Annotated in this window: 16 protein-coding genes; 12 read left to right on the top strand and 4 right to left on the bottom strand. The window is 73.1% G+C overall.

Annotation, left to right across the window (positions count from 1 at the left end):
• Nucleotides 1-10 precede the first annotated feature (10 nt).
• From WMF39_RS26465 to WMF39_RS26450, 4 genes are all read left to right on the top strand, one after another.
• Nucleotides 11-688 carry a class I SAM-dependent methyltransferase gene (locus WMF39_RS26465; RefSeq protein ID WP_437739261.1) on the top strand — a complete coding sequence of 226 codons (678 nt, stop codon included), beginning with the start codon at nt 11-13 and terminating at the stop codon, nt 686-688.
• Nucleotides 685-939, top strand: coding sequence for a glutathione S-transferase family protein (locus tag WMF39_RS26460; RefSeq protein WP_437739260.1), 255 nt, complete (start codon nt 685-687; stop codon nt 937-939). Before WMF39_RS26465 ends, WMF39_RS26460 begins: the two co-directional genes overlap by 4 nt.
• Before the next feature lie 147 nt (nt 940-1,086).
• On the top strand, nt 1,087-1,593 hold the full coding sequence (locus WMF39_RS26455) for a hypothetical protein (RefSeq protein WP_437739259.1): 507 nt from the start codon (nt 1,087-1,089) through the stop codon (nt 1,591-1,593).
• On the top strand, nt 1,566-2,591 hold the full coding sequence (locus WMF39_RS26450; protein WP_437739258.1) for a phosphotransferase enzyme family protein: 1,026 nt from the start codon (nt 1,566-1,568) through the stop codon (nt 2,589-2,591). Before WMF39_RS26455 ends, WMF39_RS26450 begins: the two co-directional genes overlap by 28 nt.
• An 11-nt stretch (nt 2,592-2,602) precedes the next feature.
• Here WMF39_RS26450 and WMF39_RS26445 read toward each other — a convergent pair whose 3' ends face one another.
• On the bottom strand, nt 2,603-3,823 hold the full coding sequence (locus tag WMF39_RS26445; RefSeq protein ID WP_437739257.1) for an acyl-CoA dehydrogenase family protein: 1,221 nt from the start codon (nt 3,821-3,823) through the stop codon (nt 2,603-2,605).
• A 362-nt stretch (nt 3,824-4,185) separates the two neighbouring features.
• On the opposite strand from WMF39_RS26445, the gene WMF39_RS26440 reads away from it, so the two are divergent.
• The 3 genes from WMF39_RS26440 (at nt 4,186) to WMF39_RS26430 (ending at nt 6,477) form a co-directional block, all read left to right on the top strand.
• A complete protein-coding gene (locus WMF39_RS26440) occupies nt 4,186-4,764 on the top strand; it encodes a TetR/AcrR family transcriptional regulator (protein WP_437739256.1) in 579 nt (192 codons plus the stop codon).
• A 52-nt stretch (nt 4,765-4,816) separates the two neighbouring features.
• A complete protein-coding gene (locus tag WMF39_RS26435; RefSeq protein ID WP_437739255.1) occupies nt 4,817-5,680 on the top strand; it encodes a phosphatase PAP2 family protein in 864 nt (287 codons plus the stop codon).
• Between the two features lie 287 nt (nt 5,681-5,967).
• Nucleotides 5,968-6,477 carry a hypothetical protein gene (locus WMF39_RS26430; protein WP_437739254.1) on the top strand — a complete coding sequence of 170 codons (510 nt, stop codon included), beginning with the start codon at nt 5,968-5,970 and terminating at the stop codon, nt 6,475-6,477.
• A gap of 107 nt (nt 6,478-6,584) precedes the next feature.
• On the opposite strand, the gene ribA is transcribed toward WMF39_RS26430, so the two are convergent.
• From ribA to WMF39_RS26415, 3 genes are all read right to left on the bottom strand, one after another.
• Nucleotides 6,585-7,343, bottom strand: coding sequence for a GTP cyclohydrolase II (gene ribA / locus WMF39_RS26425; RefSeq protein ID WP_437739253.1), 759 nt, complete (start codon nt 7,341-7,343; stop codon nt 6,585-6,587).
• A 243-nt stretch (nt 7,344-7,586) separates the two neighbouring features.
• Nucleotides 7,587-9,032 (bottom strand): NAD(P)/FAD-dependent oxidoreductase, encoded by a 1,446-nt coding sequence (locus WMF39_RS26420; protein ID WP_437739252.1) that lies wholly within the window; start codon nt 9,030-9,032, stop codon nt 7,587-7,589.
• A 587-nt stretch (nt 9,033-9,619) separates the two neighbouring features.
• Nucleotides 9,620-11,545, bottom strand: coding sequence for a type VI secretion system contractile sheath domain-containing protein (locus WMF39_RS26415; protein WP_437739251.1), 1,926 nt, complete (start codon nt 11,543-11,545; stop codon nt 9,620-9,622).
• A gap of 86 nt (nt 11,546-11,631) precedes the next feature.
• On the opposite strand from WMF39_RS26415, the gene WMF39_RS26410 reads away from it, so the two are divergent.
• The 5 genes from WMF39_RS26410 to WMF39_RS26390 all read left to right on the top strand — a co-directional run bounded on the left by WMF39_RS26410 (nt 11,632) and on the right by WMF39_RS26390 (nt 17,385).
• Nucleotides 11,632-13,014, top strand: a complete 1,383-nt coding sequence (locus WMF39_RS26410) for a homoserine dehydrogenase (RefSeq protein WP_437739250.1) — start codon at nt 11,632-11,634, stop codon at nt 13,012-13,014.
• Nucleotides 13,011-13,940 (top strand): glutamate racemase, encoded by a 930-nt coding sequence (murI, locus tag WMF39_RS26405; protein ID WP_437739249.1) that lies wholly within the window; start codon nt 13,011-13,013, stop codon nt 13,938-13,940. Before WMF39_RS26410 ends, murI begins: the two co-directional genes overlap by 4 nt.
• Nucleotides 13,941-13,992: 52 nt before the next feature.
• Nucleotides 13,993-15,177, top strand: coding sequence for a chorismate synthase (gene aroC / locus WMF39_RS26400; protein WP_437739248.1), 1,185 nt, complete (start codon nt 13,993-13,995; stop codon nt 15,175-15,177).
• Nucleotides 15,178-15,182: 5 nt separating this feature from the next.
• Nucleotides 15,183-16,793 carry a 3-dehydroquinate synthase gene (gene aroB, locus WMF39_RS26395; protein ID WP_437739247.1) on the top strand — a complete coding sequence of 537 codons (1,611 nt, stop codon included), beginning with the start codon at nt 15,183-15,185 and terminating at the stop codon, nt 16,791-16,793.
• 217 nt (nt 16,794-17,010) lie between these two features.
• Nucleotides 17,011-17,385 (top strand): response regulator transcription factor, encoded by a 375-nt coding sequence (locus WMF39_RS26390; RefSeq protein WP_437739246.1) that lies wholly within the window; start codon nt 17,011-17,013, stop codon nt 17,383-17,385.
• Nucleotides 17,386-17,784: the final 399 nt, after the last annotated feature.

Genomic DNA, 17,784 nt, shown 5'->3' with positions numbered 1-17,784 from the left:
GAGCGAGCTCATGTCCAGCTCTCCAGACAAGCCCGAGATCGCCACGGCCTACGATCGCTGGGCCGCGACGTACGATGACGATTTCAACCGGACCCGCGAGCTGGCGGCCGAGGTCCTCCGGCAGCGCGGCCTGGCGCTGGCTGGCCGGGACGTGCTCGAGATCGGCTGCGGCACCGGGCGCAACACGCAGTGGCTCGACGAGCACGCGAAAAGCGTCCTCGCGCTGGATTTCTCCGAGGGGATGTTGCGTCGCGCGAGGGCCCGCGTGTCTTCTCCCCGCGTCCGGTTCGTACAGCACGACATCCGCGATTCCTGGCCTCTCGCGGAGGGCTCGTCGGACGTCGTGATTGCCATGCTCGTGCTCGAGCACATCGAGCACATCGACGCGGTCTTCGCCGAGGCTGCCCGCGTCTTGCGCGCGGGAGGAGAGCTCTTCCTGTGCGAGCTGCACCCCGTGCGACAGATGCGCGGGGGGCAGGCCAATTTCGTCAACCCGGAGACCGGCCAGCCGGAGCGTGTGACCGCGTTCCTGCATGACGTGTCACAGTACGTGAACGGCGGCCTCGGGGCCGGGTTCGAGCTCGTTCACCTGGGCGAGTGGCGCGACGCGGAGGCCGCCAGGAGCGACCCGCCGCGGCTCCTGTCCGTGCAGCTCAGGCGCACGGCACGCCGTCCGCCTGAAGCATGATCGACGTCCTCATCGACGGTTCCTGTTCTTTACCACGCTCGGCATCGAGGGCCACGGTCATGGACGTGATCGAAGGCGAGGTCGGGGACGGGCCTTATCTGTTCGGCGACTGGTTCACCGCGGCCGATGTGATGATCAGCTCGATGTTCATGTGGGCGCGCCTGTGGGGAAATGCGACGGGGCGGCCCAGGCTGGAGGCCTACGTGGATCGCTTGCAGGCGCGCCCGCACGCGATGAAGATGAAGTCATGAGCGAAGCGCCTGGCCGCGGCGATCGAGGTGGACGAGGTTGACGACCTCGCCGCGCTCGGCGGCGCTGCGCCACGTCGCGCGCGGAGCGCGCCGCAGCGATCGCCGTTCGGGTGACGTGGATTGGGCCATCGGTCTATGATGGTCGCCATGAAGCTCCCGTCACGCCGGCGCCGCCGCGTGCTCGCGTCCTCGTTCGTCATCACGGTGGCCGGCGGCGCGACGGCTTGTGGCACAGCCCAGCCGCCGCCCGATCCGCCGGAGCTGATCGCCAACCCGCCGCGCCTGGATTCCCCGCTGACGTATTCGTCTGGCGTGGGGGATGCGGCCGCGTCCAGCGACGCCGGGACGACCGAGACGCAGGACGCGGCGGCACCGGAGACGTCGCGGGACGCCGGGACGACGTCGGCGCCGGCCGCGTCCGGTGCATCCCACGGCGCAGGGGCCACGGCGGCGCAGGGCGAGGAGCGACCGCTTCCGCAGCCCGCGCAGGGGGGAAAGGTGGTCCGGGGTCCGGACGGCACGTGCAGGCAGTTTTTCCCGAACACCTGCCCGCCGCCTCAGCCCTCTCGCGACGGAGGCCCTCCCGTGGTCGTCATGTGCAACCCACCGCCGCCCCAGAGGGTCGCGTGCCCGCCGGAAGGCAGCCAGCCCTGACCGCAGGGCTGCCCTCTGGAGCGGACGATACGACTCCCGTAGATCCCGCCCTCCTCGATCGCGCTCTTGCGCTCTACGGGCTCGATCCGGCGACCTGCCGGCACATCGGCGGCTTCGAGAGCCACGTCTTCGAAGCACGGCGGGGCGACGGTGCCTTCGTCCTGAAGCTCGGGGATCCCGGGCGCAGGTCCCTGGACGCGGTCGAGGCGGAGTGTGAATGGCTGGAGTACCTGACAGCCAATGGCGTCCGCGCCGCCCCGGCGATCCGGGCCGCTGACGGCAGCTACGCAGCGTTGCTCGGCGGGCCCGGCCAGGCCGTCTGCGTACGCGCGTACGCGAAGGCGCCAGGCGCTCCGCTCTCTGCCGACGATCTGACGCCGGACGTGGCGACCGCCTGGGGGCTGCTCCTGGGGCGACTGCACGCCGCGACCAAGGTGTATGTTCCGCCGTCGGCGAGGCGGCGTCATGCGTGGCATGAGGACGGCGACTTCACCAGCGCGCGGGAGCTCTTGCCGGAGGACGAGCGCGACCCGATCGGCGGTCGGCTGGAGCGGCTCATCGCGGAGCTCCGGGCCTTGCCGACGGACCGCGACGCCTTCGGCCTGGTGCACACCGACGCCCACTTCGGGAACGTGCTCAAGGACGGCGGCGCGCTGACGCTGATCGATTTCGACGACTGCGCCTACGAGTGGTTCGCGAGCGATCTCGGGATCGTCCTCTTCTATGTCGCGATCGACCCGCTCGGCCCCGGGCGGCCGCCCGAGCTCCTCCGGATGTTCCGCGACAGGTTCCTGGACGGCTACGCCCGGGAGAACGCGCTCTCCGCGCGGTGGCTGGCGGAGATGGATCGGTTCATGAAGCTGCGCGAGCTCGTGCTCTACACGGCGATCCGCCGGGTCAGCCGGCGCGACGCGCCGGACGCCTGGTGTCGCGCTTATCTGGAGCGCCACAAGCCGCGCATCCTCGGCGATCAACCGGCGTGGCCGGAGGCTGGCTGAGAGCGCGTCGCTCAGCCGCCCTGTCGAGCTAACCCACCGCCCGAGGGCGGTCGCGGCGCGAGCATCGGGTGCAGCTCGGCGATCCCCAGCCGCGCGCGCCCCGCGAACTCGTACGCGTCGTCGGTCGCGGCGATGTGCTGCGTCGCCGCGTGGATGTCCCGGAAGCACCGCTGCAGCGGGCTCGCCGCGTAGAGCGCGCCCCCGCCGCCGGCCCGATAGGCGAAGCCCGTGACCTCCGCGGCGACGTCGGTCACATACGTCTGGACGAGCCGGATCGCCGCCCAGTCCTCGATCGAGAGCGCCTCTCCAGCGCGCGCCTGGTCCCACATCCGCCCGAGCACGTCGAACGCATAGGCCCGCGCCGCCGCGAGCTTCGCCTCGGCGCGCCCGAGGTCCATGTGGAAGGCCGCGTGGCTGCCCAGCGCGAGCTGCGGCCACGCCTTCACGCGGCGCGGGGCGACCGCGGCGATCTCGTCGAGCGCGCGCCGCCCGACGCCGAGCGCGAAGCCGACGTGACCGGCCGCGAGCAGGGCAAGCAACGGCAGCGAGACCAGCGCGCCGCCGCGCCGCTGAGGCGCCGCCGGGAAGGGGCACGTCCGCGCCTCGGGCACGAGCGCGCCCTCGATCCGGTAGTGGTCGCTCCCCGTGCCGCGCAGGCCGGCCACGTCCCACGTGTCCTCGATCACCACCTGCTCGCGCGGGACAGCGAGGCTGATCATCTCGGGCGGCCCCGCCGGAGGGGCCCCGCCCTCCGGGGCCACGATGGCGCAGGTGAACACCCACGACGCGTGCCGCACGCCGCTGCCGAAGGCCCAGCGGCCCTCGAGCACGTACCCCCCGGAGACGCGCCGCGCGAGGCCGGTCGGAATCTGGAGCCCTGCGAACGTCGGGAACGGCCCGGCGAACACCTGGCGGGCCCCCTCGTCCGGCAGGGTGCCCCCGGCGAGCGCGGCGAGCAGCGCGCTGATCATCAGCGACCACCCCGCCGACGCGTCCGCGCGCGCCATCGCCTCGAAGACCTCGACCTGCGTCAGCGGGTCGCTCTCGACGCCGCCGAGCGCGCGCGGCGCGGCCATCGCGAGCAGGCCGCTCGATTGCAGGGCATCGACGACCGCGGGCGCGAGCGTGCGCAGCCGCTCGGACGCCTCGGCGTGGGCGGTGGCGACGCCGCGGACGCGCTCCACGGCGGCAAGGAGGCGTTCGCGCTCGGGGGATCGACGGGGCTCGGACATACGGGGCTCCTTTCCTGGATCATGTGCAGCGCGCCGGCCACCGGCCGCCCGCGCGCCCGATGATGACACTGACAACATGGAGAAAGTTTCCACTGCCTACATTTTCTTTGCGGCTGCCTGCAGCTCCTGAGCTCGCGGCCCTGCATCCGCGATCCCGGGCCCCGCGGCTCGGTGGGACCGCGGCCTTCGTGGTATCGTGCGCCTGCGCTGTGGCTTCCCCCGCAAGGCGCCGCCGTCCGAGCGCGCGCACCTCACCCGCAACCGCGTCGCGCCCTTCACCCGCGCCCGCGCCGCGCCCTTCACCCGCGCCTGCGCCGCGCCCCGTCGACCGGCCCTACCACCACGGCGACCTCCGGCGCGCCGTGCTGGAGGAGGCGCTCTCGCTGATCGAGGAGCAAGGGAACGCGAGCTTCACGCTGCGCGAGGTCGCGCGGCGCATCGGCGTCTCGCACGCCGCGCCTTACCGCCACTTCGCGGACAAGCGCGCCTTGATGACCGAGCTCTCGGTCCAGGCGAGCGCGGCGCTCGGCGCGCGGATCTCGGCCGCCCTCGAGGGCGCCGGGGGCGACCTTCGGGCGCGGTTCCTGGCCGCCGGCTTCGCCTACGTCGCCTTCGCGCTGGAGCACCCCGCGCCCTTCCACGTGATGTACTCCGGCGAGGTGGACGTGGACGACCCGCGGGTCGCGGTGGCCACCTCGCAGAACCTGGGGGTGCTCCTCGGGTTCATCGAGGAGGCGCAGCGCGCCGGCGCGTTCCCGCCCGGCGATCCGTGGGCGCTCGCGGTCCCGATCTGGGCGATGCACCACGGCCTCGCGACCCTCGCTGCGTCGGGAGCCCTTTCCAAGGCCGGGCCGACGGCGCTCCGGAACCTGGTCGACGACGCCCACGCGCGCCTGCTCGACGGGCTGCTCCTCGCCACGCCGGGGCCGTCGCGCGCCTGACGCCCGCGACGGATTCCCGTGCCCCTCCGCCCCGGCTACGCTTGCGCCCCTCATGCGTGCTACCGCCGCGCTCGCGCTGTCCGCCTTCCTCGTCGCCGTCTCGTCCTCGCCGGCCGCTGCCGCCGACCCGTCCCCCGAGCTCACGTACCGGCCCGAGATCGATCTGCCCATCACCGTCGTCGGCGGCGCCGCATGGATCGCGTCCGAGCTCGCGAAGAAGGGCCTCGCCCCCGAATCGTGCCGCTGGTGCACGGCCAACGCCCTCGACACGTCGATCCGCGACGCGCTGGTCTGGAGAGGCAACCCGAACACCGCTCATGACGTCAGCAACGTGACGGTCCTCGGCGTCGCGCCCGCCGCGGCGCTGGGCCTCACGGCGCTCGCCGCGTGGTACGACGGCCGCTCCGACAACATCGCCGCCGATCTCGTGATCGTCACCGAAGCGATGGTGGTGGCGATGAACATGAACCAGATCACCAAGTACATCGTCGGCCGCCAGCGGCCCTATGCCCATCATGACAACCCGGACGTGCTCCGCGCGGGCGAGGGCACATCGGGTCCGCTCCCGCACGACGACGAACTCTCGTTCTTCTCAGGTCATTCCACGGCCGTCTTCTCGCTCGCCGCCGCGAGCGGCACCGTGGCGTCGATGCGCGGCTATCGCGCGGCGCCGTGGGTATGGGCGAACGGAATGGCGATCGCCGCGCTCTCCGGCTACCTGCGCATCGCCGGCGATCGCCATTATTTCACCGATGTGCTCACGGGCGCCGTATTCGGCGCCGCCTCCGGCGTGCTGATCCCGGCTCTGTTTCATGCCCCGCGCCCGGGCGTTGCCAGCTCTGGCCCCCGGCGTTTTCGCCTCTCGCTCGCGCCGGCGGGCGGCGGCGCGGGCGTGGGCGTCGCCGGCGCCTTCTGAGCCGAGTAGGGCGATTTCGGCCATCGGCAAGCGGCAGCGCTGCTTTCGGACGGCGTAAGTAAGCAGTGTTGACAAACCGATAGTTCATTTTTACAATACGCCTGTCAGCTAGGAATGCTGGTGCTCGGGCCGTCGTTGCTGGAGCGCTAGCTCATTACGTCGAATACGCCGTGCCGCGCTGGCGGCCATGGCGACGGCGAGCTGCGGTCCCGCAATGGGCACGCGCGTTTTCGCGGGCCCGTCTCGGCGGGGTTCCGCCAGCTCGGCCCCATGAAGGAGTCGACGACATGCATGTCGTTCACCATTCGTCACACACCCGGTGGATCGCGGGAGGCCTCGCCGCCCCGCTCCTCGCCCTCCTCGCAGGTTGCAGCGATCAAGCGCTCGGGGCGCCCGTGCCGGCGCTCGGCGCCGAGCTGCCGCCTCGGTCCGCGCCCGGCGTGGGCCGGGAGCTGCCCCAGGGGAACGCCGTTCAGGGCGAGCCCACGCTTCGGCCCGCCGCGACGGCGGCCGCGCTGCTGGAGCGCGACGAGCTGCTCCGGGAGGCCGGGCGGCTCGCGGAGATCAGGGCGGTGCTCGCGCGATCGCCAGAGGCGCCGCTCGCCCTGCTCGACGAGCACCGGGCCGAGTTCCCGGAGGGGCGCCTCGCGGCCGACCGGGAGATCGTCGCGATCGACGCGCTGCTGCGCAGCGGGCGCGCCGACCAGGCGCGCGCCCGCGCCGGGGATTTCCTCTCGCATTTCCCGGCGAGCCCCCACGCGGACCGGGTTCGCCGCCTGACCGGCGCCGCGCCATGAGACGATCTCGACACCGCCGCGCGGCGCCGCCGTAGCGCCGGACGGGCATCAATGGAGGCTCGCGGCCGCAACGGCGGCTGAGCCTGGGCCCCCGCGCCCGCGGGACCTCAGCCCGCGGGCGCCGGCTCGGATTCCGGGGGGGCCATCCCGTCGACCACGACCGGATCGCTCTGCTCGACCAGGTGCGGCTTGCCCCACGTGTCGATGAAATGCCCCGACCGCTTCGCCTTGGTCTCCAGGTAGAAGCGGTTGTGATCGTTCGGCGGTATCACGTGCGGGATGCGCCCCGCCACGGAGACTCCGTATTGCGTCAGCTGCTGGACCTTGTTGGGGTTGTTCGTGATGAGCTCGATCGATCTCACGTTCAGGCTGCGCAGCATGTGCGCCGCGACGGCATAGTCGCGCTCATCGTCCCTGAAACCGAGCGCCAGGTTGGCCTCGACCGTGTCGAGCCCCTGGTCCTGCAGCGCGTAGGCCCGGATCTTGTTGATGAGCCCGATCCCTCGGCCCTCCTGGCGCAGATAGAGCAGGATGCCCCGATCCATGCTCTGGATCTTCTTCAACCCTTCGAGGAGCTGATCGCGGCAGTCGCAGCGCAGCGAGCCCATGACGTCGCCTGTCACGCACTCGGAGTGCAGCCGCGTCGGTACGTTCGAGGCGCCGATGACGTCGCCGTGCACCATCGCGATGTGCTCCTTGGCGTCTCGGTTGTTCCAGAACGCCACGATGCGGAAGTGGCCGGCGCGCGTCGGCAGCTCGGCGACGCCGACCACCCGCACGCAGACGTTCACGTGGCCAACCCCATCGCAGTCGTGCTCTCGATCGCGGGCGACGAGCTCCAGGAGCGCATTCATCGAGTCGGTCATTGTCCTGCCTCCGCGAGGAGCCGCCTCGCGAGCCGATCCGTCGTGGGTAAAGGCGCGCACGTCTTACCAGAACACGACGGCCAGGCAACGCTCTGCAGCCGCGCGGGGCGGCCCCCCGCCGGAGGATGCCTGTCGACACGGCACCACGGCGCGTTCGTCCCGCCGACACGGGCCTCGCGCGGCGCGGAGCCGTCGCCGTCATCACGCGACCGGAGCGAGGCGGCGGGCTCAGCTATTCATGCGTCATTCGGGCTGCCCTCGGTGGGCCGCGCCGGCCGCGGCCACCTCCGGCAGCGACCCTGACCGCCCCGCGCGAAGCACGCGCAGGATCAAGCGAGGATCCAGGAGCGCCTCCGGCCCGTCGAGCATGTGCAACGCGCGCACGAAGCGCACGTAGACCTCGCGATCGACCTGCGCGGCCCGGTGCAGCATCCCGGTGTACCAGCGCATGATCGGCTGGAGGAACGGCCGCCGGCCCCTGGTCTCGGGGTAGGCGAGGTCTTCCCCCGTGGACATCCGCCACGGAAGGTCGACCGCCCTCGCCGCGGCCGCGTGGTAGCGGCGGGTGAGGCCCGCGATCGCGCCGCGCCCCGCGCGGCGGCGGTGCTCCTTGAGCGCGGCGTCGAGCGCCAGCGCCTGGAGGCAGGCCGACGTCATCCCCTGGCCGTAAACGGGGTTGAAGCTGGCGAGCGCGTCGCCCAGCACGGCGAGCCCCTCGGGCATCCGCGCCATCCGCTCGTAGTGCCGCCGGAGGTGCGCCGGGAACTTGGAGACGGCGACGTCCGTCACCGGCTCGGCCCCGAGCAGCGCCCGGTAGAGCGCGTCGTTGGGCAGGCCCCGGGCGAACTCCAGGAAGCCCTCGGGATCGGCGGGCGGGTGATCGCCGAACAGGCCCGCCAGCACCACGATCCAGCGCCCGCCCTCGATCGGCGCGATGCAGCCGAACCGCCGGCTGTCGGACGGCGAGCCGAGGACGTACAGCGACTTCCACGGGAGCTGCGCAGGATCCCGCGGCCGGTACTGCCGGCTGGCGTACCCCACCCGGACCTGGATGGTCGACTCGTCGGGCCGCCGGTAGCCGAGCGCCTCGAGCCAGGCCGGCGCGCGCGAGCCGCGCCCGCTGGCGTCCACCACGAGCTCCGCCGGCAGCCGCTCGATCCGGCCGCCTTCGTCGCGTTGCCGGAGCACGACGCCCGTGATCCGGGAGCGATCGCGAGACGCCGAGAGCTCCACCACCTCGCGCTGGTCCAGACGCCGCACCCTGGGCAGCGCGAACGCGCGGCGGCGCACGTGCGCCTCGAGCAGCGGACGGGTCATGCACACGGTCCGCACCCCCGTCTCGAAGCGCGGCTTCCAGGCGCCGTGGTGGTGCCACGCCAGGCCGAGCCCGAAGTCGTACGCGATGGCTCCGTCCTGGAGCAAATCCCCGGTGAAGCCGGGGAACAGGTCGTTCAGGATCCGCTCTCCCTGGGCGAGCAGCCCGTGGAGCTGGCGAGCCTGGGGCACCCCCTTGCGGGCCTCGCGGAGGTCATCCGGGATGGCGTCACGCTCGATGACGGCCACCTCGCCGAAATGGTCGGCGAGCACGCGGGCTGCGACCAGGCCCGCGATGCTCCCACCGATCACCACCGCCCTGCGGCCGGCGAACGGGCGATTGGAGCGGATGTCCTCCTGGGTGCAAGGCTTCATGGAGCCGCCTGGATTGCAATCCTCGGGCCGCCCCTGAGGACTGCAAGGCCGGCGCAATGCTCGCTTCGTGATGAGGCGCTCAACCCGCGTTGCGCGCGCTGCGCACATCGCGCGCGACCCGCCGAGGCCCGACTGAGCAGCTGCGCAACTACGCAACTCCACGCGCTCCGTCGAGATGAAAGCGACCATCACTCCTGCGCTCTTCGTCGCCATCAAAGATGGACCTCCGGCGCGACAGGCGCGGAGAGGCCGTATCGAGGCGCCGCCGCCCGCTGGCGGGTGGCCGCTCCGCGGCGGGTGTGAGAAAGAGCACCGCTCACGATCCGGTCCTCGCGTCTTCGTGAGAGACGCTCGACGTGCATTGCAATGCCGCGCGCCCGGAACCGCGCGACGTGACCCGTCGTCCCGCGATGGGCGCCGGGCTACTTCTTGCGGCAGCCGCAGTCGGACGTCGGCGCTTGCGGCGCCGCAGGCCGCTGGCACGTGGTCACGAGGGTGCTCAGGACAGCGAGGAGGATCGCGACGCGGAGCCGCATGCCGGTGATCCTCCCCCGCGCGCCGGGCGGCGTCAATCCGGGGCCGTGGGCTCAGCCGAGCGGCATCTCCAGCGACACCTCGTCGAGCCCGACGCCCAGGAAGCGGCGCGGGCGCACCGTGACCGCGATCTGCGCGCCACCCTCGCCGCGGCCCGCCTTGACGGTGAGCTCGATGCTGGCGGGCGGCGCGCTCTCGAACAGCGCCCAGAGGGCACCCTCGACGACCGGCTGGACCTCCGCCGGATCGCTGTCCGGGGGCAGCTTCGAGCAGAGCGCGCGCAGGAACTGGACGACGCGCGCGACGAAGAGCTGATCGACGAGCGAGACGCGCTCGAGGCGCTCGTCCGGCTCGGCCGTCGGGCTGTCGTACGTGAGCTTCTCCGGCGGGACGTAGGCCGTCGGCGCGGCGAGGACGTACACCGCGTCGCTGTTCGGGGCCGACGCGAGCAGGAGCACGCCGCTCTTCGAGAGCTCGCGCTGGGTGTCCGTGGACACGAACGCCTCGGTCGGGATCGCGACGCCCTCGTCGCCCTCGTACGCGCCCTTGACCTCGTGCACCGGAAGGTCCCCGAGCGTGCCGCCGCCCTTCGCGCCCGTGACGCGGCAGGGCCACGCCGTATCGAGGAAGCTCCCCGCGATCAGCGCGCCGACGACGTACGCCGGCGAGATCCAGACGCGGCCGCCCTCATCGCCGGGCTGCTCGGCGATCGCCGCTTCCCGGATCCGGGAGGTCGTCCGGTCGTACGGCATCCGGCCGAGCACGCGGTTCATCGCGATCGCGACCCACCGCGCGCCATGCCGCGCTGCAGCGGAGCGCCACGGCGCTCGGTGCGGCGCCCGGAACAGCGCGGCCTTGTTGTCGAGCCGCTCGACGCCGCCGAGATCGTCGACCCCGAGCAGGCGCGCGTCGCCGTTCACGACGGCGGGGAGCGCGTGCGCCTCGGCGACGCGCGCGATCTCCTCGAGCCGCGCGAGCGACGCGGCGCTGCCGTCGATCGCGACGTCCACGATGGCGACCGACGCCGGCGGCTCGGAGCTCGCCGTCTGCGCGAGCACCCGCGCGAGCGCCCCGGCCGCCTCGTCCGGGCGCGCGCTGACGACGTCGAACCGGACGCCCTCCGCCGCCTTCGCGCGCTCCACGAGCAGGCTCAGCCCGCGCCACGCCTCCTCGAGGCGCCGCACCTCGGGGTGCTGCAGGATCGCGCCGAGCTGCGCGCCGATCGCGCGCTCGATCTGCGCGATCGCCTCCGCTGGCCGAGCGGGCTGGCCCGCGCGCGGGCGGGCGCTCGCCGCCACGGTCGCGATGAGCTCCGAGAACCGCCCTGCCTCCGCCGGCTTCTGATCGAGGCTGCCCGGCGTCGCGGGTGGGGGCGCCGCCTCGGCGCCCTCGCCCCCGCCGAGGTCGACCATCGAGAGCAGCGCGTCCACGTCCGAGCCGGGCGCGGGCGCCGGCGCCGCGGGCCGCTCCGCGGCGGGCGCGGAGCGGTCGGGCGAGGCGTCCCGGCGCTCCGGGAGGAGGCCCAGGATGTCGCGCACCAGCGGGGAGCCGCCCCAGAGCCGATCGAGCTCGGCGCGCGCCTGGTCGAGCGTGGCCGAGCCGTCGCGCAGCCGATCCAGGACCCGGCGGCCGTCGAGCAGCGAGCGCAGCAGCGGCACCTCGGCGCACAGCGCGTCGGGCCGGAAGCTCTTCAGCCCGGCGGGCGCGAGGTCGACGCGCACCGCCCGGCCCGCCGCGAGCACGCTCGGCACCTCGATCGCGAGCCGTGGCCGGAGCATCGTGAAGAGGTTATCGAAGCGGCTCGCGTCGACGCGGAGCCCGCCCGCGGGCGGGCTCGCGCCGGCGTTGTGCGGATCGCGCGGGGTGAGATCGGCGACGACGAGCACGCGCAGCGGGAGCAGCGGCCCCCGCTCCACGGCGCCCCCGTCCTCGCCCACGTGGAACCTGAACTCGTCGCCCAGAACGCCCTTTTCCGTCATGGCCAGCGCAGCATAGGCGTCACCTATCGGCGCGAGAAGCGCTAAGCTCCGCGCGCATGAAGACGGAAGGCGGTCCGCCCTTGAACTTGAACCCTGAACCTCACGCCGCCAGCGATCGCAGGCGCCTCCGCGGGGGCGCCCCGATCCAGATCGGGCTCCTCGGCTGCGGGACGGTCGGCGGCGGCGTCCTGCGCCTCCTGGCCGAGAACTCCGGTTACCTGGCGGAGCGCGCGGGCGTCCCCCTCGTCGTGAAGCGCGTGGTCGTGCGCGACCTCGAGAAGGAGCGCGTCGCCGCCCTGGATCGCGGCGTGCTCACCACGAACCCCGAGGAGGTCGTCGACGACCCCTCGATCGACGTCGTCGTCGAGGTGATGGGCGGTGAGACGCCCGCGCGCGCGCTGATCGAGCGCGCCATCGACCGCGGCAAGGGCGTGGTCACCGCGAACAAGCTGCTGCTCGCCGCCCACGGCCCCGCGCTCCTCGCGCGGGCCTCGGCGCGCCAGGTCGACCTCGCGTTCGAGGGGGCGGTCGGCGGCGGCATCCCGATCATCCGGACGCTCCGGGACGCGTTCGCGAGCGACTGGGTCGAGCGCGTCACCGCGATCCTGAACGGCACCTGCAACTACATCCTCACGCGCATGCGCGACACGGGCGCGTCGTTCGACGCCGCGCTGCGCGAGGCGCAGGCGCTCGGCTACGCCGAGGCCGACCCGTCGCTCGACGTCGACGGCCACGACGCCGCGCACAAGCTGATCGTCCTGGCGATGCTCGCCTTCGGGGCGCAGGTCGACAGCGCCGACGTGCACACCTCCGGGATCCGGAGCATCGAGGAGGCCGATCACCGCTACGCCGATCGGTTCGGCTACACCATCAAGCACCTGGCGATCGGCCGCGACCTCGGCGATTCCATCGAGCTGCGCGTGCACCCCACGCTGATCCCGAAGCAGAGCGTGCTCGCCAACGTCTCCGGCGTGCTCAACGCCGTGCTGCTCGAGGGGCGCGCCGTCGGCCCGTCGCTCGTCTACGGCCGCGGCGCCGGCGACCTGCCGACCGCGGTCAGCGTCGTCTCCGACATCCTCGACGTCGCGCGCTCGATCGCGTCGGGCGTCGCGGGCATGCAGGGCCGCGGCATGTCGATCAAGCCCCGCGCGGTCCGCCCGCTCGGCGAGATCGTCTCCCGGTACTACCTGCGCTTCGCGGTCGAGGACCGGCCCGGCGTCATGGGGCGCCTCGCCGGCGCGCTCGGCGACGCGGGCGTCAGCATCGAGCAGATCGTGCAGCAGGGGCCGACGAACTCGGGCTCGGGCGCGGCGCCCGCGGGCGGGGCGGCCGCTCGTCAGCCCGCGGTGGACGTCGTGCTCATCACGCATGACGCGCGGGAGGGGCTCGTGCGGAGCGCGCTCGACGCGATCGCGCGCGAGCAGTTCCTCCGCGAGCCGGTGCACCTGTTCCGCATCGAGGAGCCGTGACCTCCCACAGCGACGCGCCGCTCGGCGTGTTCGACTCGGGCCTCGGCGGCCTCACGGTCGTGCGCGCGCTGCGCAGGCGCTGCCCTGCGGAGGACATCGTCTACCTGGGCGACACGGCGCGGGTCCCGTACGGCACGCGGTCGCCGGAGACGGTGGTCCGCTACGCGCTCGGCTGCGCGCGCGTGCTCATCGGCCGCGGCGTCAAGGCGATCGTGGTCGCGTGCAACACGGTGAGCGCCGTCGCGATCGACATGCTCCGGGTCGAACTCGACCTGCCCGTCCTCGGGGTCATCCTGCCCGGCGCCCGCGCTGCCGTCGCGGCGTCGCGCGGCGCGACGATCGGCGTGCTCGGGACGGCCGGGACCATCGCGTCCGGCGCCTATCCCCGCGCCGTGGCGTCGCTCAGCACCCGCACCGAGGTCGCCGGCCAGGCAGCTCCGCTGCTCGTCTCGCTGGCGGAGGAGGGATGGATCGAGGGCGAGGTCCCGCGGCTCGTCGCGCGGCGGTACCTGGAGCCGCTCATCGGCGCGGGCGCCCGCTCGATCGTGCTCGGGTGCACGCACTTCCCGCTCCTCCGCGCCGCGATCGAGGCCGAGACGGCGTCGCTCGCCGGCGGCCCCCTCCCGATCGTGGACAGCGCGTCGGCGACCGCGGAGGAGGTGGCCTCGTTCCTCGCCGAGCGGGGGCTCGCGACCTCCCGGAGCACGCCGGGCGGCCTCTCGCTCCTCGTCACGGATCTACCGAAGAGCTTCGCCACCGTGGCGGCCAGGTTCCTCGGGGAGCCGGTCGTCGCGGACGGCGCCGTGCGCTCCCCGACCCAGGCTGGCTCCGCTGTCCGCTCTCCGACCCAGGTTGGCGGAGACGCCGCTGGCCATTCTTCCCCATTTTCCGCCCAAGGCGTCGACGTGGAGCAGATCGACCTGTAATACGCAGCAAGCTTCGCCCGGGGCTCCGGGCGCGGAGGAGGTTTTCCACACGATGACGCAGCTCAGGTGGCTTTCGGCCGGCGAGTCGCACGGGCCGGAGCTCGTGGCGACCGTCGAGGGTATTCCGGCGGGCATGCCGCTCCTCGCGGAGGACATCGACGAGGATCTGGCGCGTCGCCAGCGCGGCTACGGGCGCGGCGGGCGGATGAAGATCGAGACCGATCGCGTCCGCCTCGTCGCCGGCGTGCGCGGCGGCGAGACGCTCGGCGGCCCCATCGCCATGGTGATCGAGAACCGCGATCACGCGAGCTGGGCCGGGCGGATGGGCCCCGAGCCGTTCCCCGAGCCGCCCGAGGCGCTGACCCGCCCGCGCCCTGGCCACGCGGATCTGGCCGGCGGCCTGAAGTACGCCCGGCGGGACCTGCGCGACGTGCTCGAGCGGGCGAGCGCGCGCGAGACCGCGGCGCGGGTCGCGGTGGGCGGCGTTTGCCGCAAGCTCCTCCGGTCCGTCGGCGTCGAGGTCTTCGCCCACGTCCTGTCGATCGGCCCGGTGGCGTCGCCGACCTCCGCCGCCTCGGGCGGGGGTGAGCTCCCGCTCGCCGAGCTCCGGGAGCGCGCCCGCGCCTCGGATCTCGCGTGCGTCGACGCCGCTGCCGCGCAGGCGATGCGCGACGCCATCCGCGAGGCCGCGCACCGGGGCGACACGCTCGGCGGCGTCTTCGAGGTGATCGCCACGGGCCTGCCGCCCGGGCTCGGAAGCCACGTGCAGTGGGACCGCAAGCTCGACGGACGGCTCGCGCAGGCGCTGATGAGCGTCCAGGCGATCAAGGGCGTCGAGATCGGCATCGGCTTCGAGGCCGCGCGCATCTCGGGCTCCGAGGTGCACGACCCCATCGCCTACGATCAGGGGGCGCACGCGTTCACCCGCCCGTCGAACCGCGCCGGCGGCCTCGAGGGCGGCATCACGAACGGCATGCCGCTCATCTGCCGCGCCGCCATGAAGCCGATCGCGACGCTCAAGCGCGCGCTCCCGTCGGTCGACGTGCGCACCAAGGAGCAGTTCGACGCCGCCTTCGAGCGCAGCGACGTCTGCGCCGTCGCGGCCGCCTCGGTCGTCGGCGAGGCGATGGTGGCGATCACGCTCGCCGCCGCCCTGCTCGAGAAATTCGGCGGCGACAGCCTCACGGAGCTCTCGCGCAACGTCGACAGCTACCTCCAGCAGGTCCGCTCTTACTGAAGGCCATGGAATTCCTTCCCGACGCACCTCCGCTCCTGCTCACCGGCTTCATGGGGGCAGGCAAGTCCACCGTGGGCCGCATCGCCGCCGCGCGCACGGGGCTCCCGTTCCTCGATCTCGACGACGCCATCGTGCAGGAGGCCGGCGAGAGCGTCCCGTCGCTCTTCGCCAAGCGCGGCGAGGCTGGCTTCCGCGCGCTGGAGGCGGCGACCCTGCGCCGGCTCCTCGCGGCGCGCGGCCCGCGCATCATCGCCCTCGGCGGCGGCGCCCTGGTCGATCCCGCGCTCCGCGCCGAGGCGATCGAGCGCGGCTGCGTCGTCGCGCTCACCGCCACCCCGCGCACGATCGCCGCGCGCACGCCGAACGGCAACCGCCCGCTCCTCGACGGCGCGCCGGATCGCGAGGCGCGCATCCGAGAGCTCCTGGCCGCGCGCGCCCCCGTCTATGCCGAGGCCCACGCGTGCGTCGTGACCGACGGCGTCTCCCCCGCGGACGTCGCGGCGCGGGTCCTCCGCGCCTACGCGGATCGCCCGCTCTTCGTGCCGCTCGGCGACAAGAGCTACGCGGTGCGCATCGCCTCCGACGGGGCGGCGTCCACGGCGGACGCCATCGCTGCGCTGGCGCCGACGTCCGTCTTCGTCGTCACGGACGAGAACGTGAGCCGCCTCTGGGGCGCGCCGCTGCTCGCCGCGCTCGCGGCGCAGGGGACGCCGGCCGCGGCCGTCACGGTGCTCAAGCCCGGCGAGGAGCACAAGCGGCTCGCGGCCGTCGAGGCGGCGCTGACGGCGATGATCGACGCGGGCGCCGATCGCGGGGCGGTGGTACTCGCGCAGGGCGGGGGTGTGGTGACCGACATCGGCGGGTTCGCTGCGTCCACGCTGCTGCGGGGCGTCCGCTGGGTCGCGGCGCCGACCACGCTCCTCGCGATGGTCGACGCCTCGGTAGGCGGCAAGACAGGGGTCGACCTCGGCCCCGCGAAGAACGCCGTCGGAACGTTCCACCAGCCGTCCGCGGTCGTCGCGAGCCCGGCGGCGCTCGCCACCGAGACCGACCGCGCCTACCGGAGCGGGCTCGCGGAGGTGGTGAAGTCGGCCTGCATCGGCGATCCGGAGCTGCTCATGCTGCTCGAGCGCGAGGCCGACCGCGTCCTCGCGCGCGACCCCGGCCTGCTCGCCGAGATCATCCGCCGCTCGATCGCCGTGAAGGCGGCCATCGTCGCCCGCGACGAGCGCGAGTCGGGCGACCGCGCCCTCCTGAACCTCGGCCACACGCTGGGGCACGCCCTCGAGGCCGAGGGGGGGTTCGTCCGGCTGGCGCACGGCGAGGCGGTGGCGCTCGGCATGGTCGCCATGTTCCGCGTCGGCTGCGCGCTGGGCGTGACCGATCGCGCGGCGGCCGACCGGGCGACCCGCTTGCTCGCGCGGCTCGGTCTGCCCACCCGGATCGAGGACGAGCCGGTCTCCGCCGCGCTGCGCTTCCTGTCGCTCGACAAGAAGCGCCGGGGCTCGTCGGTCCGGACGGTGCTGATGCGGGACATCGGCAGCACGTTCGTGGAGCCGATTCCGCTCGATCGCCTCGCCTCCCTCCTCGAGCGCGCGGCCGCCCGCGCGACCTGACCCTCGGACGCCGAGCGGTGTGCCTGAGACAGCCCTGCTCCGGGCGAAATCCGTGCGTCGGCGCCGCACGCCCTCCTCGCTGAACGCCTCCGGCGCAGACGGCGCTTGCGCTGTCGGTGAATAAAATCGATGTGTCTCCAACGTTCTTCGGAAAAAATCCCGGCACACCGCCCGCATCGTCCGCTCCGCGCTATCTTTCTCGGCGCCGATGGTGACCGTGACGAAGAAGAGAATCCTGGTGGTGGAGGACGAGCAGGACACGGCGGCGATGATCGCCCGGTTCCTCGGCGACGAGTTCGACACCGTGGTCGCGACGAACGGGGTCGATGGGCTCGCGCTGGCCCAGCAGGAGCCGCGGCCCGATCTGGTGATCGTGGACATCATGATGCCGAAGCTCGACGGGGTGAGCATGACGAAGCGGCTCCGCGAGCACGAGCCGACGCGCCGGGTGCCGATCATCTTCCTGACCGCCAAGTCGGATCCGATGGACGTCATCGCCGGCATCCAGGCGGGCGCACGCCATTACATCACGAAGCCCTTCGTGCTCGACGATCTCAAGAAGAAGGTCCGCAAAGCCGTCTACGGCCGCTAGAGCGGCGGTCACTCGCTTCGGATACGGGCCCACCTCGACGTTTTCGGTGCTCAGCGCACAGGAGTGCGCTTGCGCGCCGAAAACGCCGATCTGGGCCCGTCTCCTGTGCGAGAGACCGCCGCTCTGCCCCGGCGGACAGCGGGGCGGTGGGGGGAAACCGCAGCAGGGGGCGGGCCTGGCCGGCGCTTCGCGGGGGCGGCGCTGGTCAATGAGTCGAACGGCGAAGAGGCTAAGAGAAGGGGAGAAGGCCGACTGGCGATCTTGGCATCTCCGAGGGTTCTCGCCTCGAGCCGGTCCGTTTCTCGCGTGCTGCGTGGTGCCGCAGGGCAGGAATCCCGGCGATTTCTACCGCCGTCACGCGCCGGCACCGCGGGGCGCTCGCCTTGTGTTCTATGAGGC

Origin of the sequence: Sorangium sp. So ce1504 (assembly GCF_051521635.1) — a bacterium.
GTDB classification, from domain to species: Bacteria; Myxococcota_A; Polyangia; order Polyangiales; family Polyangiaceae; genus Sorangium; species Sorangium cellulosum_B.
Note: the sequence above shows the minus strand (reverse complement) of the source record. Positions and strands in the feature narration are given on the sequence as shown.